Source organism: Azoarcus sp. L1K30 (assembly GCF_018122735.1).
Taxonomy (GTDB): domain Bacteria; phylum Pseudomonadota; class Gammaproteobacteria; order Burkholderiales; family Rhodocyclaceae; genus Parazoarcus.
Map to the genome: position 1 here is coordinate 2,063,262 of NZ_JAGRRD010000001.1, position 22,747 is coordinate 2,086,008.

Sequence of the window (22,747 nt, forward strand, 5' to 3'; positions counted from 1 at the left end):
GCTTTCTTCGGTGCTGCCAGTCCGGCCACGCCCGCCCCGGCAGCACCGAAGAAAGCGATCACGCTGTCGTCCAAGGCGCTGTTCGGCTTCAACAAATCGACGCTGATCGCCGAGGGCCGGCAGGCGATCGACAACGAAGTCCTTGCCAAGCTGTCGGGATTCGGCCCGATCGCAATGGTCACCGTCTCCGGCCATACCGATCGTCTCGGATCGCACGCCTACAATCAGAAATTGTCCGAACGCCGGGCCGAAGTGGTAAAGAACTACCTCGTCAGCAAGGGCGTGAACGCCAACGTGATCGAAACCATCGGATACGGCAAGACCCTGCCCGTGGCGGGCATCTCCTGCCCCGATTCGCTCGGTCGCACGAAACTCATCGCCTGCCTCGAGCCACATCGCCGGGTCGTCGTCGAGATAAAGGGCGGCACGATGTAAACCCGCATGGCACTATGCCGAACCCCGCCTGGTGCGGGGTTTTTCCTCCCGGAGCCGTAGCGTGACCGAAGCTGTCGATCAACTCATCCATTCGCGCTGGCTGATACCCGTCTCACCGGCAAACACCGCACTGGAACATCACAGCGTGGCGATCCGCGCGGGACACATCGTGGACGTCCTGCCGCAAGCCGATGCGCGCGCCCGGTATCGCGCAACGGAGATCACCGAACTTCCTGACCATATCCTGCTGCCCGGTCTGGTCAACCTTCACGCTCACGCCGCGATGAGCCTGATGCGGGGAATGGGCGACGACCTCCCGCTGATGCGCTGGCTGCAGGAGACGATCTGGCCGGTGGAGGGCAGGCATGCGTCGAAGAGCTTCGTTCACGACGGAACCCTGCTGGCCGCACGCGAGATGCTGCGCGGCGGCATTACCACCTGCAATGACATGTACTTCTACCCTGAAGCGGCGGCAGAAGCGTTCACCCGGGCTGGCATGCGGGCCGTCGTCGGCATTATCCTGATCGACTTCCCGACCCCCTATGCCAGCGACGCCGACGACTACCTGCGCAAGGGCCTGAACATGCGCGATCAGTGGCGCGCGGAACCCCTTCTCGGCTTCTCCATTGCGCCACATGCGCCTTACACTGTGTCTGACGGCGGCCTCGAACGCGCAGCGACGCTGGCGGCCGAGCTGGATATCCCACTTCATATCCACGTTCACGAGACCGCGACGGAGATTTCCGACAGCCTTTCGGCGCACGGCGTGCGCCCGCTTGCCCGCCTTGAACGACTCGGTCTGCTCGGCCCGGGCCTGATCGCCGTGCATGCAGTGCATCTCGATGACACCGATCGTGCCATGCTGTCGCACAACGCTTGCAGCGTTGCACACTGCCCGACTTCGAACATGAAACTGGGGAGCGGAATCGCCCCGATCGCGGACCTTGTGAAACGCAACATCAACGTCGGCCTTGGCACGGACGGTGCGGCCAGCAACAATCGTCTCGATCTCTTGCAGGAAATGCGCCATGCCGCCCTGCTGGCCAAGGTTGCGAGTCTCGACGCAAGCGCCCTGCCCGCACACGCCGTATTGCACATGGCGACACTCGGTGGCGCCCATGCGCTCGGCATGGCCGACAAGATTGGCTCCATTGCGACCGGAAAACTTGCAGACCTTTGCGCAGTCTCGATCGCCGATCCGGTCACCCAGCCTTGTTTCGACCCCATTTCGCACCTTGTTTACGTCTGTGGCCGCGAACACGTCTCGCATGTCTGGGTGGGCGGCGTACCACGTGTACAGAACGGCCAAGTGCTGTTGCAGATAAGCGACAAAGAATTGCTCGGCATCACGTCGCTATGGCAAACTAAACTTGTTAATTGAAAAAAATAACGTGAAATCGAGTGCAAGACGGTATCGTGGCCGCTCGCACTCGTTTGCTGCGGCGCCACCAGTCACCTGCCCTTCACAAGAGGAAACCATGAACAAACAATCCAAGATCCAAATGCTCATGCTGGCCGCGATCGCTTCGATCGGTCTGTCTGCACCCACCGCTTTTGCCCAATCGACCGACGTCGTCGTGGACGGCAAGGGTGTCGTTCCCTACGTCATCGACAGCCGCAATGTCGTCGCCCGCAGTGGTACCGGCCTGTGCTGGCGCACCGGCTTCTGGAGCCCTGCTGCGGCCGCGTCCGCCATGGCAGGCGAATTCCCCGCAGGTTGCGCATGTGACAGCGACATCGTGCCGAAGGACAAGTGCGAGAAGATGGCTGCTGCTGCCCCGATGGCCAAGCCTGCCGCACCGGCACCGAAGCCGACGGCCGACAAGGTCAAGCTGTCTGCCGACACCCTGTTCGACTTCGACAAGGCCGTTCTGAAGAGCGCCGGCATGGCCAAGCTCGATGAGCTGGCCGCCAAGTCCAAGGGCGTGAAGCTCGAGGTCATCCTGGCCGTCGGTCACACCGACCGTCTCGGCTCGGACAGCTACAACCAGAAGCTGTCCGAGCGCCGTGCTGCCGCAGTGAAGACCTACCTCGTATCCAAGGGCATTGAAGCCAACCGCGTCTACACCGAAGGCAAGGGCGAGAAGCAGCCGGTCACCGGTGACAAGTGCAACACGGTCAAGAACCGCAAGGCGCTGATCGAGTGCCTGCAACCCGACCGTCGCGTTGAAGTCGAAGTCATCGGCTCCAAATAATACGGCGTTGTTGTCGAAAAGGCCCTGCCTAGGCGGGGCCTTTTTCATTTTGCGCCTCTAGAACACCTCGAGAGACGCGCTGTCACAATCCCCGTCCGCCACCACGCTTCAGACCATGACCATGACAACGTTAAATGCCGATCCAGCGGAACTGCAGAAGTTCAGTGACCTCGCGCACCGCTGGTGGGATCCGTCGTCTGAATTCAAACCATTGCACGAAATCAATCCGCTGCGCCTCGACTGGATAGACAGCATCGCCGGACTGGCGGGCAAGAAGGTCCTCGATGTCGGTTGTGGCGGCGGAATTCTGTCGGAGGGCATGGCCTCGCGGGGTGCGGACGTGACCGGAGTGGACCTGTCTGAAAAGGCACTCGGTGTCGCCCGACTCCACCTGTTCGAGAGCGGCCAGCGGGTGGACTACAGGCTCGTCAGCGCCGAAGCCTTCGCGGAAGAGAATCCTCAGACGTTCGACGTCGTCACCTGCATGGAAATGCTCGAGCACGTCCCCGATCCGGCGAGCACGATCGCGGCCTGCGCAAAGTTGGTCAAACCGGGCGGCCATGTATTCTTCTCAACCCTGAATCGCAACCTGAAGGCATACACCTTTGCGATCATCGGTGCCGAATACGTGCTGAAGCTGTTGCCACGTGGCACGCATGAGTATGCCAAGTTCATCAAGCCATCGGAACTCAGTCGCTACTGCCGGCATGCCGGTCTCAACCCGCAGGCCCTGATCGGAATGACTTACAACCCGTTGACCAAAGTCTATTCGCTCGGCCGCGATACCGATGTGAACTACCTGCTTCACACACGCCGCGAGCGTTGACCTGCAAGGGCAATTGAGCGCGTGCTACACTGACACTTGAAATTCGACCAAGACACCCCATCTTGGTCATGCTTCACCGATTTCTGGGGCCGACCTGGCTTCGACGTGGGTCGCGAAGCAGTGCAGTGCATACCGAGGACCAGTGACCTCGTAAATCCATCTGGAAAACCATAAACGCCAACGACGAGCGTTTCGCTCTAGCCGCTTAATCCCGGTTAGCGCTGCACCGACAGGTCTCTGGGTCGGGTGGTAAGGCGAAAGCCGAGCCGCTGCAGTGTCATTTACAGAGAATCGCGAGTTGCGCCGGGTTACTTGGTTCAACAGCTAAAGGTAAGGTGACTCGCCTCTGACCGGCCTGCCGACCGGCTAAGTCAGGGGTTAAATCCAAATAGGGCGGACAAGTATGTAGATCTGTCTGTAGAGGACTTGCGGACGGGGGTTCGATTCCCCCCGGCTCCACCAGCATTGGAACCCCAACCGTTTTCGGTTGGGGTTTTTTCTTGCCTTATCGCACCAGCTTCCAACGGCCATCGAGGAAACCCTAGCGAATCTGCCGACGTCGCAGTCTTCTCCCGGCCCGCTGTCTTGCGCATTCCTCTTGAGTCGCCCCCTCGGAGCGAGCCTGTCTTTCGCCATGACCACAAGCCACCGTCTGCGCAACGCCCGGCGCACACCGCCTTTTGCATGCAGGTATCGACACGCCATCAAACCAAGGCCCGGCCTCGACTGGGAGGAAATGGCGCCATCCATTGCCCAAACGAGCCACACCGCGGGAATCGCGCACATCATTGGACGACGAGATGGAATCCCCAGTTAAACGTCATTCAGAATCGGAAATGCCCGTCCCGGTTAGGGTTTTCCGCGGTTTTCCGCGGCCGCGCAATCCCTATAATCGGCCCCCAGCAGTCCGATAAAAGTCTGATAACGAGGAGAGGTCGTGGAACGTCGCAAATTTCTCAAAGGTGCAGGTCTCGCAGGAGTGCTTGCCGCCGGCACGGCGCCAGCCATCGTCAATGCCCAGCAGCAGGTCCGCTGGCGGCTCGCGTCCAGCTTCCCCAAATCACTCGATACGATTTTCGGAGCAGCTGAGGTCTTCTCGAAGAACGTGTCTGATGCCACGGGCGGGAAGTTTCAGATTTCGGTGCATGCCGCAGGCGAACTGGTACCCGCGTTCGGAGTGGTCGATGCGATCCAGCAAGGTGCCATTGATGCTGCACACACCGCACCGTATTATTTCTTCGGCAAGAACGAAGCCTTTGCATTCGACTGTGCCATCCCCTTCGGCATGAACTCGCGTCAACAGACAGCGTGGATGTACGAAGGCAATGGCCTCAAGCTGATGCGCGAATTCTATTCCCAGTTCAATATCATCAACCTCCCGCTCGGCAACACCGGCGCGCAGATGGGTGGTTGGTATCGCAAGCCGATCAAGTCCCCCGCCGACATCAACGGCCTCAAGATGCGCATCGGCGGTTTCGGTGGTCGCGTACTGGGCAAGATGGGCGGTGTGCCGCAAAACATTCCCGGTGGCGAGATCTATCAGTCCCTCGAAAAGGGCACGATCGACGCTACGGAATGGGTCGGCCCCTACGACGATCTCAAGCTTGGTTTCCACAAGGTCGCCCCCTACTACTACTACCCGGGCTGGTGGGAAGGTGGCGCCCAGCTTTCGCTCTACATCAACGACAAGCAGTGGAACTCCCTGTCGAACGAATACAAGGCCATCGTTCGACAGGCCGCCTCGGATGCGCACGTCGTCATGCAGGCTCGCTATGATGCGCGCAACCCGAACGCACTGAAGCAACTGATTGCCGAAGGTGCGAAACTCGACCGCTTCCCGAAGTCGGTGATGGATGCCGCGTTCAAGGCTCGAAATGACGTCTATGCGGAATTGAACGATACCAATCCCGACTGGAAGAAGATCTACGGCGACTACGCCCAGTTCCTCTCCAATTCCTACCAATGGGCACCGATCGCAGAGGGCAGCTACGATCAGTACATGTCGGCACAGAAGTTGTAAGCGCGAGGACTGCGCGCAATCGGCCCCAACCGGTTGCGCGCAGTCCTGGTGGCAAGCCCGTCTCCCATTCGCACACCTTGCCATTTCCTGGGCAGCGCACAGGACAATTCCGGCTCATTCAGCAATCTTGGGGCACCGCCGACGCACTCATGGATATCCTCCTCAAACTATCGAACCTCATCGACGGGTTTACACGCCTGATCGGAAAATCCATCATCTGGCTGGTTCTGGCTGCCGCCATCATCAGCGCGCTCAACGCCATTGCCCGCAAGGCGTTCAACGTTGGCTCGAACGCGTTTCTCGAAATTCAGTGGTACCTGTTCGCTGCGGTCTTTCTCTTTGGCGCAGGCTTTACCTTCCTGCAAAACGCCCACGTCCGCATTGATGCCGTCGCCAACAGTTTTTCCAAGCGAACCCGCATCCTGATCGACATTGGCGGAATTCTGATTTTTCTGCTGCCGATGTGTTACTTCATGATTGACTTCTCGTGGCCCATCGTTGCCGCAGCCTACGAATCGGGTGAGATGTCATCGAACTCGGGCGGCCTCATTCGCTGGCCGGTTTACAGCATGGTACCGATCGGATTCGGCCTCCTCGCCATTCAGGCGCTCTCCGAACTCATCAAGCGCATCGGATTTCTCGCCGGCAAGGCGCCCGATCCGACGCTCCACGGTGGCCACGGCGACTCCCCGAACGATCACGAACCCGACGCAGCAAAGGCCAAATAATGATCGAGTTCTTCGCATCGAATGCTGCCCCGATCATGTTCGGCGCAGTGATCTTCTTTCTTCTTTCAGGTTTTCCCGTTGCCTTCGCGCTCGCGGCCTGCGGACTGTTTTTCGGCTTCATCGGCATTGAAGCGGGGCTCCTGCCGTCATCCCTGTTTCAGGCACTGCCATTGCGCGTGTTCGGCATCATGCAGAACGACACCCTGCTGGCCATTCCGTTCTTCACCCTGATGGGCTTGATTCTAGAGCGTAGCGGCATGGCCGAAGACCTGCTCGATACCGTAGGACAGGTTTTCGGGCCGGTTCGGGGCGGACTGGCACTGGCTGTCATTTTCGTCGGGGCACTACTCGCCGCCACGACGGGTGTGGTGGCCGCCTCCGTCATCTCGATGGGACTCATTTCGCTTCCGATCATGCTGCGCTACGGCTATAGCCGCGAGATTGCGTGCGGTGCAATCACGGCGTCTGGCACTCTTGCCCAGGCCATCCCGCCTTCGCTCGTGCTCATCGTGATGGCCGACCAACTCGGTCGCAGCGTTGGTGACATGTACAAGGGCGCTTTCATTCCAGCCTTCATGCTGGTTGCGATGTACGCCCTGTTCATCATTGCGCTGGCCATTTTCAAACCACGAATGGTGCCGGCCTTGCCGCCCGAGGCGCTGACCCATCGCGAACCCGACGGCAGTTCGGGTTTGCGTTCGCTCGCAGTATTTGCCCTGCTCACCACGGCGATTTCGGTTGCCTTTGGCATGAGTTATGCGGACATCCTGACGGCAATGAAGGGAGCTGTTTCCAAGCCCGCGCTTGACGAAACCATTGTCATGGGTATGTCCTTTGGCACGATCTTCGCGCTGGGCGCAGCAAGTATCAGCCGCGCCCTCAAACTGGGGCTGCTGTCGCGTATTTGCCAGCGAGTCGTGTTCGTGCTGATTCCCCCTCTCGCGCTGATCTTCCTCGTGCTCGGAACGATCTTCCTCGGCGTAGCAACGCCGACCGAAGGAGGCGCGATGGGCGCGGTAGGCGCTCTTCTGCTTGCGGGCGTTCGCAAACGCCTCGATCTGAAAACGCTTACACAGGCGCTCGAGTCGACGACCCGCCTGTCGTGCTTCGTACTCTTCATCCTGATCGGCTCCACACTGTTCAGCTTCACCTTTACTGCGGTGGATGGTCAGCATTGGGTGGAACACCTGTTCGACAAGCTGCCGGGCGGTCAGATCGGCTTCCTGATTTTCGTAAACATGGTCATTTTCGGCCTGGGCTTCTTCCTCGACTTCTTCGAAATCGCCTTTATTCTGCTCCCGCTACTGGCGCCGGTTGCCGACAAACTCGGCGTCGACCTGATCTGGTTCGGGGTGATGATCGCCATCAACATGCAGACCTCCTTCCTGACCCCGCCGTTTGGCTTCGCCCTGTTCTATCTGCGCAGTGTGGCCCCCGTCAGCGCCTTCCTCGACCGGGTCACCGGAAAGCGCATCGAACCGGTGAAGACGACGCAGATCTATCGTGGCTCGATTCCGTTCGTGCTGATCCAGATTTTCGTCCTTGCGCTCGTCATCATCTTCCCGCAACTCGTGACCGGCAACCTGGACGCCGAGGTCAAGGTCGATCTGAATACCATCGAGATCGAAGCGCCGCCGTCCGACGGAGGTTGGGGTGCGCCCAAGGAGTCGGGCGGATGGTAAGGACGGCCACTCGACTGTGCGTCGTCCGCCACGGAGAAACCACCTGGAACGCCGAACGGCGGCTTCAGGGGCATCTCGACGTCGAACTCAATGAAAACGGCCTGGTGCAGGCCGAAGCAACGGGCCGCGCCCTCGCCGGACAACGGTTCTCAGCGGCCTACTGCAGTGACTTGCAGCGCGCGAGCATGACGGCATCGCGCATCGTGGCGGGCACGGACGTCGTCGTAAGTACTCACCCGGGTTTGCGCGAACGCCACTATGGGCACTTTCAGGGACTGACCTATGCAGAGGCCAGCACCCGTCATCCGGAAGAGTACGCCCGCTTCCTTGATCGGGACACCGCATTCGCGTTTTCCGGCGGCGGCGAGAGCCTGATCGCCTTCGCCGCCAGGATTTCAGACACCCTGGCCGACATCGTGCACCACCATGCGGGTGAGCAATTGCTCGTCGTGACGCACGGGGGCGTACTTGACGTCATTCATCGCTTGGCCACCGGCAAGGCGCTCGACAGTCCACGGGACTTCACCATTCCCAATGCAGCCCTGAACTGGATCGCGCACGAGGACGGTCAGTGGCATCTGATCAGCTGGGGCGACGAGGGACACCTGGGCAGCTCGCTGGACGAACTCGCCAACGCTTGAAGTCGTCCCATCGCGAACCGCCCGGCAGCGGCCACCGAAGTCAAGCGTCTTGCCGTGCGCGCTCGCCGCGCGTGGTAATATCCGCTTTTAAAACAACCCTGCCGAGTCCGTTCCATGTTCTCTTCCCAAGATACCATTGCCAAGGTCGATCCCGAGCTGTGGGCCGCCATGCAGGCGGAAAACCGCCGCCAGGAAGACCACATCGAATTGATCGCATCCGAGAACTACGTCTCCCATGCGGTGATGGAGGCACAGGGCTCCCAGCTGACCAACAAGTATGCTGAAGGCTATCCGGGCAAGCGCTACTACGGCGGCTGCGAACATGTGGATGTGGCCGAACAACTGGCGATCGACCGCCTGAAGAAGCTGTTCGGCGCAGAAGCGGCCAACGTTCAGCCCAATTCGGGCTCGCAGGCCAATCAGGCCGTGCTGCTGGCTTTCGCCAAGCCGGGCGACACCATCATGGGCATGAGCCTTGCCGAAGGCGGTCACCTGACCCACGGCATGCCGTTGAACATGTCCGGGAAGTGGTTCAACGTGGTTGCATACGGTCTGAACGAGAAGGAAGAGATCGATTACGACCAGATGGAAGCGCTGGCCCGCGAGCACAAGCCGCGCATCATCATCGCGGGCGCGTCGGCCTATTCGCTGCGCATTGACTTCGAGCGTTTTGCCAAGGTCGCAAAGGAAATCGGTGCCATCTTCTGGGTGGACATGGCCCACTATGCCGGCCTGATTGCGGCCGGCTACTACCCGAATCCCGTTCCCCACGCCGACGTCGTGACCTCGACCACGCACAAGACCCTGCGTGGCCCCCGTGGCGGCATCATCCTGATGAAGGCCGAGCACGAGAAAGCCATCAACTCGGCGATCTTTCCCGGTCTGCAGGGTGGCCCGCTGATGCATGTCATCGCCGGCAAGGCCGTCGCGTTCAAGGAAGCGGCATCGCCCCAGTTCCGCAATTATCAGGAGCAGGTGATCGCCAATGCCCGCGTCATGGCCAGGGTACTGGGTGAGGAGCGCGGTCTGCGCATTGTCTCCGGCCGCACCGAGAGCCACGTATTTCTGGTCGACCTGCGCTCCAAGAAGATCACCGGCAAGGCCGCCGAGGCCGTGCTGGGCAGCGCGCATATCACCGTCAACAAGAACTCGATTCCGCATGATCCGGAAAAGCCCTTTGTCACCTCGGGCATCCGCCTCGGCTCACCGGCCATGACCACACGCGGTTTCACCGAGATCGAGGCTGAGCAGATCGCACACCTGATTGCAGACGTGCTCGACGCACCTGAGGACGCTGCCGTCATCGAAAGCGTGCGCGGCAAGGTCTCCGCCCTGTGTGCGAAGTTCCCGGTCTACGGCAAGTAAGAAGTTTGCGCCGCCGCGCCCGCCACCGGCGCGCAGCGGCCAATTTCCCGCACGCACGCGATGAAGTGCCCCTTTTGCGGTGACCCCAACACCCAGGTCACCGACACTCGAGAAAACGATGACGGAGAGGTCGTTCGTCGCCGGCGTCGCTGCGTGCACTGTGACAAGCGTTTCACGACCTATGAGCGCATCGACCTGAAGATGCCGCACATCGTCAAGCGCAATGGCAACCGCAGCGACTTCGATCACGCCAAGCTCAGCGACAGCATGAAGCTTGCATTGCGCAAGCGACCAGTCACCACCGAGGCACTTGAACAAGCCGTCGATCGCATCGAGGCCCGGCTGCTGGCAATGGGCGAGAACGAAGTTGCGAGCGAGAAGATCGGCGAACTGGTGATGAAGGAGCTCAAGAAGCTCGACAAGGTCGCCTACATCCGTTTCGCATCGGTCTACCGCAACTTCGCCGATGTCGATGAATTCTCCGAAGTGATTCGCGAAGTGCAGAGCCGGCCGAAACGGGGCCGGACGAGCTCGCCGCCACCGGCCGATCCAGAGAATGACCTTTTCGGCAACTGATCATGCCGCCATGGCGCGCGCCATGGCGCTTGCGCGCCGTGGGCTCGAGAGCACCACGCCGAACCCGCGCGTGGGCTGCGTCATCGTGCGCGACGGCGCAATCGTCGGCGAAGGCTGGCATCGACGCGCGGGTGAGGCCCACGCAGAGGTCCTCGCCTTGCAACAGGCCGGCGAACTGGCAAGTGGCGCCACAGCCTACGTCACGCTGGAGCCCTGCGCACATTTCGGCCGCACGCCGCCGTGCGCCGAGGCGCTGATTGCAGCGGGGATTTCGCGCGTCGTTGCCGCGATGGAAGACCCCAACCCCCTTGTTGCCGGTCGTGGACTCGAACGCTTGCGCGCCAGCGGCATCGCGACAGCCCATGGCCTGCTCGAGCACGAAGCCCGTGAGCTCAATATCGGCTTCATCTCGCGCATGAGCCGCGGTCGCCCCTGGTTGCGACTCAAGACCGCCAGCAGCCTCGATGGCAAGACCGCGCTGAACAATGGCGTCAGCCAGTGGATCACCGGTTCCGCGGCGCGTGCCGACGGCCATCGCTGGCGCGCCCGCGCCTGCGCGATCCTGACCGGTATCGGCACGGTGAAGGCCGACGACCCCGAGCTGACCGTCCGTGCCGTCCCCTGCGAGCGCCAACCCTTGCGCGTGCTCATCGACGCCCGCCTCGACATTTCGCCGCAGGCCCGCATCCTGCAAGGTGCCCCGATCGTTATCGCCACGGCGGTTGATGATCTGGCGCAACATGCACGACTGACCGCGGCCGGCCACCGCATCCTGGTCATCCCGAACACTGCGGGCAAGGTCGATCTGCCGGCGCTGATGCTAGCGCTTGGCGAGCTGGGCCTGAACGAAGTGCATGCCGAGGCTGGACTCAAACTCAACGGTTCATTGCTTCGCGAGCGCTGTGCCGACGAATTGCTGCACTACATGGCCCCAATGCTGATCGGCGACGCCGCACAGGGCATGTTCAACCTGCCAGCCCTGACTCGCCTGGACGAGGCGGTTCGACTGGACATCATTGACATCCGCCAGATCGGCAGCGACCTGAGACTCATCGCCCGAGTACGCGATCGTTAGCGGTTCAGGGCGTGTCAGCGGCCGCCACAGACGGCGCAACCGGGGTCGCGGCCCAGCGAAACGCTGCGCCATTCCATGTCGAGCCCATCGAGTAAAAGCAGACGGCCGTCGAGCGATCGTCCGCAGCCGGCAATCAGCTTCAGCGCCTCGGCCGCCTGCGTCGCGCCAATGATTCCGACTAGCGGCGCAAAGACACCCATCACCGCACAACGGACCTCTTCCACCGACTCACCTTCGGGAAACAGGCAGTGGTAACAGGGACTGTCGTCGTGGCGCAGATCAAACACCGAGACCTGGCCATCGAACCGGATTGCGGCCCCGGAGACGAGCGGCTTGCGATGCTTCACGCAGGCGCGGTTCACGGCGTGGCGGGTGGCGAAGTTGTCGCAGCAATCGAGCACGACGTCGGCGGCGCCAACCTCTTCGTCTAGCGCGGTGCCTTCGAGCCGAACTGCCAGCGTCTCTACCCGGGCAAGCGGGTTCAGGCGGTGCAGGGTTTCGCGTCCCGACTCGACCTTCATGCGCCCCACACCGTCGGCACTATGCAGAATCTGGCGCTGCAGGTTAGTGAGATCCACGGTGTCGCCGTCGGCCAGCACCAATGTGCCGACACCCGCCGCGGCGAGATACATCGCAGCGGGTGATCCCAGCCCGCCCGCGCCAATCAGGAGTACCCGCGCGCCAAGAATGGCTTCCTGCCCCTCGACGCCGATCTCGGGCAACAAAATGTGGCGGCTGTAACGCAGCAGCTGATCATCGTTCATCGCGGTACCGCCGAAGAAAAAGGGCCGCAGAATGCGGCCTCGAACAGTGTCGGGGAAAGCAATTACTTGTACTCGCGCAGATCGGGCGGCGTGTCGTCATGGTCGCCGTGCGCGTGGTGACTCCACGCCTGGATATAGACCTCGTTCGATTTCTTCAGCAGGCGCTCCGGTGATACCAGATTATGGCGCTGTGTCTCCTCGCAGAAATAGACAAGCGCCCGCACCATCTTCGAATACAAGGTGTTGTCCAGTGCGAATCCCGCTTCACGCAAGGCGTCCTCGAGCGATTCGAGGCTGTAATCGAGTATTGAATACCGCACGACCAGTGCGTAGTCACCCACACCTTGCTCGACTTCCAGTCCCTTGAGCATGCTCAGTGCCCGCAGCGCCCGTTCGACCTGCCCCGGCGGCAGCTTCTTGAAGCGCAGCTCGCGCTGCTTGTCCAGTCCAGCGCCAACGACGGGATGGTCGTGACGTCTGCCAGCGAGCTTGTAGGCCGTTTCACGTCGCATCACAACCCTCCCGACGAAATGGATTATTTTTTATTCTGGACGATTTGCAGTCCCTTGAGAAGATTGATCGCCTGACCCAGCTGATAATCGTCCTTGCCGGCAGGCTCGAAGCTCGGAGTCGCCTCCTCGTCAGCGCCCGGCTTGGCCGCTTGCGTCTCGCGCGCCTTGCGCTCGGCGTCGGGATCACGATCATTACCCAAGTGCCCATCCAGGTCGGCTTCCCGCACCCGCCTGGCCGAGCCGTTCGCCGACTCTTCAACCACGATATCGGGTTCGATGCCCTTGGCCTGGATCGAACGACCACTCGGCGTGTAATAGCGCGCGGTCGTCAGCTTGATGGCCGTCGTATTGTTCAGTGGCAGAATCGTCTGCACCGAACCCTTGCCGAAACTCTGCGTGCCCATGACCACGGCCCGCTTGTGGTCCTGCAACGCGCCTGCGACGATCTCCGAGGCCGAGGCCGAACCGCCATTGACCAACACCACCATCGGCACCTCTCGGGCCCACTTGGGCAGTGCGCGCAGAAAATCGTCGCGCGAACCACGCAGGTAATCCTCGCTCGTCGCGCGATACTCGCGCTTTGCGTCTTCGGTGCGACCATCGGTCGAGACGACCAGGGTATTGACCGGCAGGAATGCCGCAGCCACGCCGACGGCTCCGTGCAACAAACCGCCCGGATCATTGCGCAGATCGAGCACCAACCCCTTCAGCGCCCCCTCTTTCGCGAGCTTTTCCAGGTGTTGAACCACCGAACTCGCCGTATTCTCCTGAAACTGGGCCACCCGCAGATAGCCATAACCCGGCTCGATCAGCTTCGACTTGACGCTTTGCACCTTGATCACCTCGCGGGTGAGCGTGACGACAAGCGGTCGCACTTCTCCCTTGCGGATGATGGTCAGCGTAATGTCAGTCTTGGGCTTGCCGCGCATGCGCTTGACCGCATCGTTGAGGCTCATGCCCTTGACCGGCGTCTCGTCGAGCTTGACGATGAGGTCACCCGCCTTTACCCCTGCCCGAAACGCCGGCGTGTCTTCGATCGGCGACACCACTTTTACGAAGCCGTCTTCCATCCCGACTTCGATACCAAGACCACCGAACTCACCCTGCGTACCGACCTGCAGATCCTTGAACGCCTCTGCGTCGAGATATGCCGAATGCGGATCGAGTCCGCTCAACATCCCGCTGATGGCGTGGGTCACGAGCACCTTGTCGTCGACCGGCTCGACATAGCCCTGCTTGATCGCGTTAAAGACGTCGGCAAAGGCGCGCAACTCCTCGACAGGGAGCGGCGCCAGCGCCGTTCTGTCGGCATTGGCGGAAAAGTTCAGACTGATCATCACGCCGGCGACAACACCGGTCATCACGAGCCCGAATTGCTTCAACTTGCTGCTGGGCATGAGTACTCCATCGGGGAATATGCCAACACGGTCATCCAACCGCGTCTGAATCTAGTTAAGCCGCACCCATTGCAAGGGGTCGAGCGCCCGTCCCTGATGACGGACTTCAAAGTATAAACCCGATTCCGGGCCCCCTCCGCTCGCCCCGACACTGGCAATGGCATCGCCGCCGTTTACGTTGTCGCCGACCACCTTGAGCAGGGCATCATTATTGCCGTAGACCGACAGGTAGTCGCCACCATGATCGAGGATCAGCAAATTGCCGTAGCCGCGCAGCCAGTCCGAAAACACCACTTCGCCTGCTGCCACCGCACGCACTTCAGCACCACTGGCGGCGCGAATGAAGACACCCTTCCACGTCGTGCCGCCTTCAGCCCTTTGAGCACCGAAACGTCCAATCAGTTCGCCGCGGACAGGAAAGCGCAACTGCCCGCGCAACTGGCCAAAACTGACGCCGGTCGGCGTCGCGCCAGCGGCGTGCCTAACCTCTCCCACCACCGGCTCCGAATGGCGCGGACTGATTCCGCCGGAACGGCCACTGCGTCCGTTGGATCGGCTCTCCGCAGTTTGGGCCTCAGCCTGCGCCCGACGCGCCTCGGCCGCACGTGCGGCAGCCTGCCGCGCCGCCACCTCGCGCGCGCGTTGCGCCAGCGTTTCGATGAGCCGGGTCAGTCGCTGCTCATCGGCCTTCAACTCGCTGACCTCCTGACGCTGCGACTTGAGCTGCGCCGCGATCTGCGCAAGGGCCTCACGCCGTCGCGCATGAACCGCGAGCAGCGCGGTCTGCTGCTCGCGCTGCTCGACCTCGAGCCTGGTCAAGCGATCGCGACGAGCGGCAATCTCAATGGCCCGCGTCGCCTTGTTGCGCAGATCGGCACGCAAATCATCGATCAATGTCAGCCGCGCACGGCCCAGATGCTCCATGTAATGGGCATCCCTGGCGAGCTGATTGAGATCTCGAGCCGAAAGAAAGGGGGCCACCCCGTCTGCTGCACCGTACATGTAGTGACGTCTCAGCCATTCGGCCAATTCTCCCTGGCGCGCATCGATTCGCGCGCCGACTTCGCGCTGCTCGGCTTCGAGCATCGCCAGCTTCTTCTCGGTATCCGAACGCTCTGCGGCCAGGCGCCGCACGCCGCGTTCGGCCGCCGATACTGCACGCTCGGCCTCGGCCAGCGCGTTTGCGGCATCCGAGCGCGTGGCCTCCGTCTGCGCCATGTCCTTCTGCAATGCACGGATACGTTGCTTGAGCTCATCCAGATCGGAGCGCTTTTCGGAGATTTCGACAGGCGCTTCCGCGCCCACTGCGCCCGGCAAACTCGAGATCGCCAGACCCAGCACAAGCGCGCCGCGCATTACGGCATTCACGCGGTCTGCATATCTCACTTTTTCGCGCGGGCCTTGGCATTCGTGACCGCGGCACGCGCCCGGGTCACGCCGCACCTGGCCCCCGCCCGAGCATCGTTGCCGTGAGTGAACAGAACATCCATGTACATAGAGAGATCGGGCCCGGAAAGAATTGATCGTAAGCTGACACCTGCCTTGCGACGATCGAACGACAGAGATGGCGCGCAAGGCGACAACGCGTTATTTTATACTACTGACTTTGCCCTTCCGGCCATCCCGTGAACAATCAAGACATCTTCGAGCTGATCAACAAGCACGAACACATCGAAACCGCTGCGCGTGCGCTCAAGGCGATCGCCCATCCGCTCCGGCTCAAGATTCTCTGCATCCTCGGCGGCGACGAGGTGTGCGTGCAAGACATCGTGGAAGCCGTCGGAACGTCCCAGAGCAATATCTCCCAGCATCTTGCAATACTGCGTGACAAGGGGGTGCTGCAGACACGCAAGGATGCCAACCGCGTCTACTACCGTGTAGGTGACAAGCGCACGCTGCAGTTGATCGTGCTGATGCGCGAGGTATTCTGCGGCGTACCCCCGACCCAACCCAACAAGCCATAACTCCGGAGCAACGATTTCGTGGAATTCCTGCAACAAAACCTTGCGTGGGCGGCGCTGGCTGCCGTTTCCGGCGGCTGGCTGCTCTTTGACTTTGTCCGCAACCAGGGCAACAAGAGCCAGCTCAGCCCGATCGAAGCAACCTCACTGATCAATCGCGAAGACGCCATCGTGATCGATGTGCGCGAGCAGACCGAGTTCAGCAAAGGGCACATTCCCAATGCACGGCACATCCCCCTGGGTGATCTCGGCCGCCGTAGCGCCGATCTGGAGAAATTCAAGGACCGCCCGATCATCCTGTGTTGCGCGACCGGTGCGCGCTCAGCGTCGGCGCTGGCCACCCTGAAGAAGGCGGGTTTCGACAAACTCTACAATCTCCGAGGTGGCATCATCGAGTGGGAGAAGGCCGGACAACCCGTCGGACGCAAGAAGAAATGAGCAAACAGCCCCAGGTCCGCATCTATACGAGCAGCTATTGCCCCTACTGCGTGCGCGCCGAACAGCTTCTGCAAGCCCGCGGCGTCACGGATCTGCGCCGTTTCAATGTCGACAACGACCCGGCACTGCGTGCCGAGATGATGCAGATCACCGGTCGAAGGACGGTTCCGCAAATCTTCATAGGCGACTACCATGTCGGCGGCTGCGACGACCTCCACGCACTCGATGCTGCAGGATCTCTCATGCCATTGCTCAATGGCAACCAAGACTGACCACTTACTCATAACCGATTCAGGCAACTCAAATGACCGAAAACGCACAACCCGTGTTCTCCATCGAAAAGATCTATGTCAAGGATCTTTCTCTTGAAGTGCCAAACGCACCCCAGATCTTCCTCGAGCGCGAGAACCCGCAGATCAACGTTCAGCTGCGCACCGACGGCAACGCCGTCGACGACGGCCTGTTTGAAGTCGTCCTGACCGTCACCGTATCCGCAAAGCTGGGCGAAGACCGTTCCGTCTTTCTCGTCGAAGTGGCCCAAGCTGGCGTATTCCAGATCCGCAATGTCCCCGAGGGCGACCTTGAGCCGGTGATGATGATCGGCTGCCCGAACATCCTGTTCCCGTATGCACGCGAAGCGGTTTCCGACGCCATCACCCGCGCCGGCTTCCAGCCCGTGCTGCTCGCACCGGTCAATTTCGAGGCCCTCTATCAGGCACGCCAGCAGCAAGCACCCACTGGCGACATTCCGGTTCAGTAAGCAGCACCCATGCGCACTCGCTATCTGAAGCTCTGGGCGGCTCTTGCGCTGGCGGCGGTCAGCACCGCCAGCTTCGCGATCGATTTTCGCTCGGTCTCTACGCCGTCGATCGTCTACGACACGCCATCGGACAAGGGCAGGAAGCTCGCCATCGTACTTGCCGGCACACCGGTTGAAATGGTCGTGACGCTCGACAAGTGGGTCAAGGTTCGCGACCCGTCGGGCAGCCTGTCGTGGATCGATCGTCGCGCACTGGCCGACAAGCGCACCGTTCTCGTCACCGTCGCTCAAGCCACGGTCAGGCAGACGGCGAACGACAACGCACCGGCAGTATTCACAACGGTGAAAGACGCCGTCCTCGAATTCGTGGAATCCGCAGCGGCGGGCTGGATCAAGGTTCGTCATGCCGATGGTGCCAGCGGCTATTTGCGCGTCAATGAGGTATGGGGGCTCTAACATAGATGCAGATTTCGGTATTCGGTGCTGGCGCATGGGGCACGGCCCTCGCCCAATCATTTTCGGACGCCCACCAAGTCACGCTGTGGGGACGGGATCCAGCCCATGTCGAAGAACTGCGCCAGGACAAGGAAAATCGCCGCTACCTGCCCGGGCTGCCGCTGAACCCGGTGCTCCGGCTCACCAGCGATTTCAATGAGGCGGCATTCGGTGCCGACCTTCATCTTGTCGTCACCCCGCTGGCCGGCTTGCGCAACACCACGCGCACGCTGCACCGACTGCAGCCCGGTACACCGCTGATCTGGGCCTGCAAGGGACTGGAGGCTGGTAGCGCGCGTCTGCCCCACGAAATCGTCTTCGAGGAACTCGGTGCCGACGCGTCTTGCGGCGTACTCACGGGGCCGAGCTTCGCGGCAGAGGTTGCGCGCGGACTGCCGGCAGCGGTTGCGATCGCCTCGGCCGATGCCGACTTCGCAACACAATGGGTGCACAATCTGCATCAACCCCTGTTGCGGCTGTACGCGAACACCGACGTCGTCGGCTGCGAGATCGGAGGGGCACTCAAGAACGTCATGGCCATCGCCGCTGGCGTCTCCGACGGCATGGGCTTCGGTCTCAACGCGCGTGCCGCACTCATCACCCGCGGCCTGGCCGAAATCGCGCGCCTCGCCGATGCCTTGGGAGGCAAGCCGGAAACATTGATGGGGCTGGCCGGCATGGGTGACCTCATCCTCACCTGCACCGGCGATCTGTCACGCAACCGCAGGGTCGGCCTCGCGCTGGCACAGGGCAAGACATTGACCGACATCCTGCGTGATCTCGGCCATGTTGCCGAGGGTGTTTCCACGGCCCGCGAAGTGGCGGCCATGGCCGAGCGCGTCGGCGTGGACATGCCGCTCTGTACCGCGGTCAATGCGTTGTTGCACGAGGGGCACGTTGCCCGTGAAGTGGTTGAACAGCTCCTCGCACGCGACCCGAAGCAAGAGTAGCGTTCAGGCGCAGCATCGAACGCGGGCTTCGACGCGACCGGCCACGGCTCAGATTGCGCCCTCGAACCCGAGTTGACGCCATCCTTCATAGACCACCACCGCCACCGCATTTGACAGATTGATGCTCCTGTTGGCCGGGCGCATCGGGATGCGCACCCGGCACTCGGGCGCGACCGATTGCAGGACCGTATCCGGCAGTCCCCGACTCTCCGGACCGAATACGAGGACATCACCCGCCCGATACTCGACCCGGTCGTGCCGTACCCCGCCTCGCGTGCTCAGTGCAAACATGCGCTGTCCCGCCAGACTCGACATGCAGCGGTCCCAGCCTGTATGCACCGTCACATGAGCCAGATCGTGATAGTCCAGACCTGCGCGCGCCAGGTGCTTGTCGCTCAGATCGAAACCCAGCGGCTCGACCAGATGAAGTCGGGTGCCGGTATTGGCCGTCAGGCGGATGATGTTGCCGGCGTTCGGCGGGATTTCCGGCTCGAACAGAACGATGTCGAACATTGATCAATGGGCGCTTGCAAAGCGCGCACTTTAGCTCAGAGCGCTGCAGGCGTGCGGGCAACCACGCAATTTTCGACCCGGCGAGCGCCTTGTGCCTTCAGGCAACGGGCCAACGCATCGAGCGAGGCGCCGGTGGTCATGACATCGTCGATGACAAGGACGGACCGGCGATCCAGCTTCAACTCGCAGGCAAACGCCGCGCGCATGTTGCTCACCCTCGCGGCCCGCCCGAGGCTTGCCTGGGATGGTGTATCGCGAACCCGCGCCACCCCTGCGAGCACCATCGGCACCCCCGACGACTTGGCCAACGGGCGAGCAATCTCCACCGCCTGGTTGAATCCGCGCTCGGCCAACCTGCGCGCGTGAAGCGGCATTGGCACGATCAGGTCGAAATCGCCTTTCAGCTCGCCAATCGCCCGCGCAAAGAACGCTGCCAGCGACAGACGGTGACGATACTTCAGCGCCTGTACCAGCACGTCGATCGGAAAGCCGTAGTCAAAGGCGGCACGGGTCGCATCGAAAGCAGGAGGCGCGACCAAGCAGTGCCCGCAAACCGCCCCGGACGGTGTCGGCAGCGCACAGATTGGACAGCCTGGCGCCAGCTGCGCGGGCAGCTCCGCCCGGCAGGCCGCACATAGAGGCTGATCGTACGAGCGCGCCGCACAGAGAAAGCAATCCTGGGGCATGACCACATTTAATGCATGGTTTATCAGGGCACGCAGTCGATCATGTAGGTTTGACAAGTTTTCCTGCTGTGAACGAAGATGGGGGGTTACGGGATTACAGCGTGGACCACGAATCATGACAAGTACATCAACCCTGCAGTTCGTCCGCAAGGCAGCATCTGACGGCAACCCTGCCGAAGTGCGCTGGCGTGTTGCCGACGTCCAGGCACTGTTCGACATGCCCTTCATGGATCTCCTGTTCCGCGCGCAGCAGGTGCACCGCGAGCATTTCACCGCGGGCGAGGTGCAGCGCTCCACGCTGCTGTCGATCAAGACTGGCGGCTGCTCGGAAGACTGCGGATACTGTTCGCAATCCGCCCGTTACGACACGGGCCTGGAACGCGAACGATTGATGCCCATTGATGAAGTTCTGGAGCATGCGCGAGCGGCGAAAGCCAAGGGTTCGTCCCGTTTCTGCATGGGCGCGGCGTGGCGTGGACCGAAGGACAAGGATCTGGTCCCGGTGCTTGAGATGGTGCGCGAAGTCAAGAAACTCGGCCTCGAGACCTGTGTCACGCTGGGCATGCTTGGCGAAGGACAGGCCGCTCAATTGGCTGACGCCGGCCTCGATTACTACAACCACAACGTGGACACGGCACCCGAGTTCTACGGCGAGGTCATCACGACCCATACGCTGCAGGATCGCCTCGACACCCTCGACCGGGTGCGTGGCGCTGGCATCAATGTCTGCTCGGGCGGCATCGTCGGACTCGGCGAGACCCAACTCGGCCGTGCAGGCCTGATTGCGCAGTTGGCAAACATGAACCCACCGCCGGAATCCGTGCCGATCAACAATCTGGTGCAGATCCCGGGAACCCCGCTGGCGGACGGCGGCAAACTCGACCCCTTCGAGTTCGTGCGCACTGTCGCGGCCGCGCGCATCACCATGCCGACCAGTTTCGTCCGCCTTTCTGCCGGACGGCAGGAAATGAGCGATGAGCTGCAGGCCCTGTGTTTCATGGCCGGCGCCAACTCGATCTTCTACGGCGAACGCCTGCTGACGACGGACAATCCGGACGCCGGCCATGACGAACAGCTCTTCGTCCGCCTCGGCCTGACCGCCATCTGACCGGAACGTGGCGCAGGACAACGACTTCGAGCTCGACCGCCGCTTGCTGCGCCGGCGTGCCGGCAAGGCGGCTGCAAGCTACGACAGCGCGGATCCCGTCGGCCGCGAGATCGCCCGTCGCATGGATGAACGGCTCGACTACATCCGCATTGCACCGCGGCGAATACTCGACCTCGGATGCGGTACCGGCCACGACCTGCTGGGCCTGCGCCGGCGCTTTCCTGACGCCGAGCTGATCGGGCTTGATTTCGCACTGCCCATGCTGCACCTCGCCGGACAGCACACCGCACCGCAGACCCGGCTGCCGCAACGCCTGATCGGCCGCCTGCTGGGCAGCGGCCCGCGTGCCATGCCACTGGTCGCGGCGGACGCGATCGCCTTGCCCTTGGCGCGCGCAAGCGTTTCCCTGGTGTGGTCGAACCTGATGCTGCCAGGCCTGCACGACCCGCTGCCGGCACTGCAGGAAATGCATCGGGTGCTCGAGATCGACGGGCTACTGATGTTCACGACCTTCGGTCCCGACACCCTGCGCGAATTGCGCACGGCCCTGCCCACCCAGACAGGCGAACGGGTGCACCGTTTCATCGACATGCATGACATTGGCGATGCGCTGGTCAAGGCAGGCTTCTCAGACCCCGTCATGGACATGGAGGTGCTGACCCTGACCTACCGTGATATCGACACCCTGCTCAACGACCTGCGCGCCAGCGGCGGCAACAACGCGGCCACCTCGAGGCCGCGGGGGCTCAGCGGCCGCAGCGGCTGGGCCGCGGCACGCTCGCACTACGAGCGGCTGCGCATGCAGGGGCGGCTACCGGCCACGTTCGAGGTCATACAGGGGCACGCATGGAAGCCGGCGCCCAGAACCGCCGAAGACGGTCGTGCGGTCATCCAGTTTCGCCCCCGCCCGGGCACCGATCACCGCGGCTGAACGACCGGATCACAATCATGACGACAGCACCTGTCTGGCTATTCGACCTGGATAACACGCTGCACGACGCCAGCCCTAACATTTTCCCCCACATCAATCGCAGCATGACGGCTTATCTCGAGCGTCACCTCGCGCTCAGCAACGACGAAGCCAACGCACTGCGGATGCACTACTGGCGACGATACGGTGCGACCTTGCTGGGGCTGATGCGCCATCACGCCACCGATCCCCACCACTTCCTGCAGGAAACGCACCGGTTCGAGCGCCTGCACAAGTTGATGGTATTCGATCGCGCCCTCAAAGCCATGCTGAAGAAATTGCCCGGGCGCAAGATCGTGTTTTCGAACGCTCCGCGGGCCTACATCGACGCCGCGCTCGAGGTCATGGGGATTCGTGGGCTCTTCGACGATGTGGTCGGCATCGAAGCGCTTGGCATGCAGCCCAAGCCCGGGATTGCCGCCTATCGCAAGATCATCCGGCGCTACCGCCTCGAGCCGCGGCGCTGCATCATGGTGGAAGACACCGCCGTCAATCTGCGCACCGCACGCATGCTGGGCATGCGCACGGTGCTGGTCGGCGCGGGCACGCGTCACCCCGCCTATGTCGACGTAAAGATCCGCTCGATTCTGAAGTTGCGGCGAGCCGCAGGCAGCCTTTACGGCTAAGTCCGCGGCGTCGCCTGGCGCAGC

Annotated in this window: 26 protein-coding genes, 1 other RNA gene and 1 pseudogene; 21 read left to right on the forward strand and 7 right to left on the reverse strand. The window is 61.9% G+C overall.

Annotated features, from left to right (window positions below; translation table 11 throughout):
* The 12 genes from J5J83_RS09385 to ribD all read left to right on the forward strand — a co-directional run.
* Window positions 1-435: OmpA family protein (locus tag J5J83_RS09385; RefSeq protein ID WP_212348343.1), on the forward strand; the 435-nt coding region annotated here is incomplete at its 5' end.
* Between the two features lie 61 nt (window positions 436-496).
* Window positions 497-1,816, forward strand: coding sequence for a TRZ/ATZ family hydrolase (locus J5J83_RS09390; RefSeq protein WP_212348346.1), 1,320 nt, complete (start codon window positions 497-499; stop codon window positions 1,814-1,816).
* 97 nt (window positions 1,817-1,913) lie between these two features.
* A complete protein-coding gene (locus J5J83_RS09395; RefSeq protein ID WP_212348349.1) occupies window positions 1,914-2,630 on the forward strand; it encodes an OmpA family protein in 717 nt (238 codons plus the stop codon).
* Window positions 2,631-2,751: 121 nt separating this feature from the next.
* A complete protein-coding gene (gene ubiG / locus J5J83_RS09400) occupies window positions 2,752-3,456 on the forward strand; it encodes a bifunctional 2-polyprenyl-6-hydroxyphenol methylase/3-demethylubiquinol 3-O-methyltransferase UbiG (RefSeq protein WP_212348352.1) in 705 nt (234 codons plus the stop codon).
* Window positions 3,457-3,541: 85 nt separating this feature from the next.
* Window positions 3,542-3,918, forward strand: a transfer-messenger RNA (tmRNA) gene (gene ssrA / locus J5J83_RS09405).
* A 475-nt stretch (window positions 3,919-4,393) separates the two neighbouring features.
* On the forward strand, window positions 4,394-5,476 hold the full coding sequence (gene dctP / locus J5J83_RS09410; RefSeq protein ID WP_212348355.1) for a TRAP transporter substrate-binding protein: 1,083 nt from the start codon (window positions 4,394-4,396) through the stop codon (window positions 5,474-5,476).
* Window positions 5,419-6,204, forward strand: a complete 786-nt coding sequence (locus tag J5J83_RS09415) for a TRAP transporter small permease subunit (RefSeq protein WP_249115663.1) — start codon at window positions 5,419-5,421, stop codon at window positions 6,202-6,204. The genes dctP and J5J83_RS09415 overlap by 58 nt, the downstream gene beginning before the upstream one ends.
* On the forward strand, window positions 6,204-7,886 hold the full coding sequence (locus J5J83_RS09420; RefSeq protein WP_212348358.1) for a TRAP transporter large permease subunit: 1,683 nt from the start codon (window positions 6,204-6,206) through the stop codon (window positions 7,884-7,886). Before J5J83_RS09415 ends, J5J83_RS09420 begins: the two co-directional genes overlap by 1 nt.
* Complete coding sequence (locus J5J83_RS09425) at window positions 7,880-8,527, forward strand: histidine phosphatase family protein (RefSeq protein ID WP_212348361.1); 648 nt, start codon at window positions 7,880-7,882, stop codon at window positions 8,525-8,527. The genes J5J83_RS09420 and J5J83_RS09425 overlap by 7 nt, the downstream gene beginning before the upstream one ends.
* 114 nt (window positions 8,528-8,641) lie before the next feature.
* Window positions 8,642-9,892 carry a serine hydroxymethyltransferase gene (glyA, locus tag J5J83_RS09430; protein WP_212348364.1) on the forward strand — a complete coding sequence of 417 codons (1,251 nt, stop codon included), beginning with the start codon at window positions 8,642-8,644 and terminating at the stop codon, window positions 9,890-9,892.
* A gap of 60 nt (window positions 9,893-9,952) precedes the next feature.
* Entirely contained in the window at window positions 9,953-10,468 is a 516-nt protein-coding gene (nrdR, locus tag J5J83_RS09435) for a transcriptional regulator NrdR (protein ID WP_212348367.1), read from the forward strand.
* Window positions 10,449-11,543: a bifunctional diaminohydroxyphosphoribosylaminopyrimidine deaminase/5-amino-6-(5-phosphoribosylamino)uracil reductase RibD gene (gene ribD, locus J5J83_RS09440; protein WP_212348370.1), complete on the forward strand. Its 1,095-nt coding sequence runs from the start codon at window positions 10,449-10,451 to the stop codon at window positions 11,541-11,543. Before nrdR ends, ribD begins: the two co-directional genes overlap by 20 nt.
* A gap of 14 nt (window positions 11,544-11,557) precedes the next feature.
* Here ribD and moeB read toward each other — a convergent pair whose 3' ends face one another.
* The 4 genes from moeB to J5J83_RS09460 all read right to left on the reverse strand — a co-directional run bounded on the left by moeB (window position 11,558) and on the right by J5J83_RS09460 (window position 15,584).
* Window positions 11,558-12,307 carry a molybdopterin-synthase adenylyltransferase MoeB gene (gene moeB, locus J5J83_RS09445; RefSeq protein WP_212348373.1) on the reverse strand — a complete coding sequence of 250 codons (750 nt, stop codon included), beginning with the start codon at window positions 12,305-12,307 and terminating at the stop codon, window positions 11,558-11,560.
* A gap of 62 nt (window positions 12,308-12,369) precedes the next feature.
* A complete protein-coding gene (locus tag J5J83_RS09450) occupies window positions 12,370-12,819 on the reverse strand; it encodes a hypothetical protein (protein ID WP_212348376.1) in 450 nt (149 codons plus the stop codon).
* A gap of 23 nt (window positions 12,820-12,842) precedes the next feature.
* Complete coding sequence (locus J5J83_RS09455; RefSeq protein ID WP_212348379.1) at window positions 12,843-14,216, reverse strand: S41 family peptidase; 1,374 nt, start codon at window positions 14,214-14,216, stop codon at window positions 12,843-12,845.
* 51 nt (window positions 14,217-14,267) lie between these two features.
* Complete coding sequence (locus tag J5J83_RS09460) at window positions 14,268-15,584, reverse strand: peptidoglycan DD-metalloendopeptidase family protein (protein ID WP_349251878.1); 1,317 nt, start codon at window positions 15,582-15,584, stop codon at window positions 14,268-14,270.
* Between the two features lie 257 nt (window positions 15,585-15,841).
* On the opposite strand from J5J83_RS09460, the gene J5J83_RS09465 reads away from it, so the two are divergent.
* From J5J83_RS09465 to J5J83_RS09490, 6 genes are read left to right on the forward strand one after another with little or no spacing between them, the layout of a single operon-like run.
* Entirely contained in the window at window positions 15,842-16,180 is a 339-nt protein-coding gene (locus J5J83_RS09465) for a metalloregulator ArsR/SmtB family transcription factor (protein ID WP_212348382.1), read from the forward strand.
* Between the two features lie 18 nt (window positions 16,181-16,198).
* Window positions 16,199-16,615 (forward strand): rhodanese-like domain-containing protein, encoded by a 417-nt coding sequence (locus J5J83_RS09470; RefSeq protein WP_212348385.1) that lies wholly within the window; start codon window positions 16,199-16,201, stop codon window positions 16,613-16,615.
* The gene (grxC, locus tag J5J83_RS09475; protein ID WP_212348388.1) at window positions 16,612-16,887 is read left to right on the forward strand and encodes a glutaredoxin 3; all 276 of its coding nucleotides are present in this window, start codon (window positions 16,612-16,614) and stop codon (window positions 16,885-16,887) included. The genes J5J83_RS09470 and grxC overlap by 4 nt, the downstream gene beginning before the upstream one ends.
* A 32-nt stretch (window positions 16,888-16,919) precedes the next feature.
* Window positions 16,920-17,375 (forward strand): protein-export chaperone SecB, encoded by a 456-nt coding sequence (secB, locus tag J5J83_RS09480; RefSeq protein ID WP_212348391.1) that lies wholly within the window; start codon window positions 16,920-16,922, stop codon window positions 17,373-17,375.
* A gap of 9 nt (window positions 17,376-17,384) precedes the next feature.
* A complete protein-coding gene (locus tag J5J83_RS09485; protein ID WP_212348394.1) occupies window positions 17,385-17,831 on the forward strand; it encodes an SH3 domain-containing protein in 447 nt (148 codons plus the stop codon).
* A gap of 5 nt (window positions 17,832-17,836) precedes the next feature.
* Window positions 17,837-18,820: an NAD(P)H-dependent glycerol-3-phosphate dehydrogenase gene (locus tag J5J83_RS09490; protein WP_212348397.1), complete on the forward strand. Its 984-nt coding sequence runs from the start codon at window positions 17,837-17,839 to the stop codon at window positions 18,818-18,820.
* 48 nt (window positions 18,821-18,868) lie between these two features.
* Here the strand turns inward: J5J83_RS09490 and J5J83_RS09495 are convergent, their stop codons facing one another.
* The 3 genes and pseudogenes from J5J83_RS09495 to J5J83_RS23235 all read right to left on the reverse strand — a co-directional run.
* Window positions 18,869-19,333, reverse strand: coding sequence for a tRNA (cytidine(34)-2'-O)-methyltransferase (locus tag J5J83_RS09495; protein WP_212348400.1), 465 nt, complete (start codon window positions 19,331-19,333; stop codon window positions 18,869-18,871).
* Between the two features lie 35 nt (window positions 19,334-19,368).
* A complete protein-coding gene (locus J5J83_RS09500) occupies window positions 19,369-19,872 on the reverse strand; it encodes a ComF family protein (protein WP_349251947.1) in 504 nt (167 codons plus the stop codon).
* Window positions 19,873-19,881: 9 nt separating this feature from the next.
* Window positions 19,882-20,247, reverse strand: a pseudogene (locus J5J83_RS23235) (double zinc ribbon domain-containing protein); the annotation flags it as partial.
* Here J5J83_RS23235 and bioB point away from each other — a divergent pair.
* The 3 genes from bioB to J5J83_RS09515 are packed head-to-tail and all read left to right on the forward strand — an operon-like array spanning window position 20,135 to window position 22,723.
* On the forward strand, window positions 20,135-21,127 hold the full coding sequence (gene bioB, locus J5J83_RS09505) for a biotin synthase BioB (protein WP_212348405.1): 993 nt from the start codon (window positions 20,135-20,137) through the stop codon (window positions 21,125-21,127). The pseudogene J5J83_RS23235 and the gene bioB sit on opposite strands and share 113 nt — an antisense overlap.
* A 7-nt stretch (window positions 21,128-21,134) precedes the next feature.
* Entirely contained in the window at window positions 21,135-22,058 is a 924-nt protein-coding gene (locus J5J83_RS09510) for a methyltransferase domain-containing protein (protein WP_212348408.1), read from the forward strand.
* Window positions 22,059-22,075: 17 nt separating this feature from the next.
* Window positions 22,076-22,723 (forward strand): pyrimidine 5'-nucleotidase, encoded by a 648-nt coding sequence (locus J5J83_RS09515; protein WP_212348411.1) that lies wholly within the window; start codon window positions 22,076-22,078, stop codon window positions 22,721-22,723.
* Window positions 22,724-22,747: the final 24 nt, after the last annotated feature.

Bases quoted from the DNA above. Each gene is read 5' to 3' on its own strand.
- moeB (WP_212348373.1), bottom strand. From the start codon at position 12,307: ATGAACGATGATCAGCTGCTGCGTTACAGCCGCCACATTTTGTTGCCC.
- J5J83_RS09490 (WP_212348397.1), top strand. From the start codon at position 17,837: ATGCAGATTTCGGTATTCGGTGCTGGCGCATGGGGCACGGCCCTCGCC.
- J5J83_RS09425 (WP_212348361.1), top strand. From the start codon at position 7,880: ATGGTAAGGACGGCCACTCGACTGTGCGTCGTCCGCCACGGAGAAACC.
- grxC (WP_212348388.1), top strand. From the start codon at position 16,612: ATGAGCAAACAGCCCCAGGTCCGCATCTATACGAGCAGCTATTGCCCC.
- J5J83_RS09420 (WP_212348358.1), top strand. From the start codon at position 6,204: ATGATCGAGTTCTTCGCATCGAATGCTGCCCCGATCATGTTCGGCGCA.
- J5J83_RS09395 (WP_212348349.1), top strand. From the start codon at position 1,914: ATGAACAAACAATCCAAGATCCAAATGCTCATGCTGGCCGCGATCGCT.
- secB (WP_212348391.1), top strand. From the start codon at position 16,920: ATGACCGAAAACGCACAACCCGTGTTCTCCATCGAAAAGATCTATGTC.
- ubiG (WP_212348352.1), top strand. From the start codon at position 2,752: ATGACAACGTTAAATGCCGATCCAGCGGAACTGCAGAAGTTCAGTGAC.
- glyA (WP_212348364.1), top strand. From the start codon at position 8,642: ATGTTCTCTTCCCAAGATACCATTGCCAAGGTCGATCCCGAGCTGTGG.
- J5J83_RS09450 (WP_212348376.1), bottom strand. From the start codon at position 12,819: ATGCGACGTGAAACGGCCTACAAGCTCGCTGGCAGACGTCACGACCAT.
- J5J83_RS09515 (WP_212348411.1), top strand. From the start codon at position 22,076: ATGACGACAGCACCTGTCTGGCTATTCGACCTGGATAACACGCTGCAC.
- ribD (WP_212348370.1), top strand. From the start codon at position 10,449: ATGACCTTTTCGGCAACTGATCATGCCGCCATGGCGCGCGCCATGGCG.
- bioB (WP_212348405.1), top strand. From the start codon at position 20,135: ATGACAAGTACATCAACCCTGCAGTTCGTCCGCAAGGCAGCATCTGAC.
- J5J83_RS09455 (WP_212348379.1), bottom strand. From the start codon at position 14,216: ATGCCCAGCAGCAAGTTGAAGCAATTCGGGCTCGTGATGACCGGTGTT.
- J5J83_RS09495 (WP_212348400.1), bottom strand. From the start codon at position 19,333: ATGTTCGACATCGTTCTGTTCGAGCCGGAAATCCCGCCGAACGCCGGC.
- J5J83_RS09415 (WP_249115663.1), top strand. From the start codon at position 5,419: ATGGGCACCGATCGCAGAGGGCAGCTACGATCAGTACATGTCGGCACA.
- J5J83_RS09485 (WP_212348394.1), top strand. From the start codon at position 17,385: ATGCGCACTCGCTATCTGAAGCTCTGGGCGGCTCTTGCGCTGGCGGCG.
- nrdR (WP_212348367.1), top strand. From the start codon at position 9,953: ATGAAGTGCCCCTTTTGCGGTGACCCCAACACCCAGGTCACCGACACT.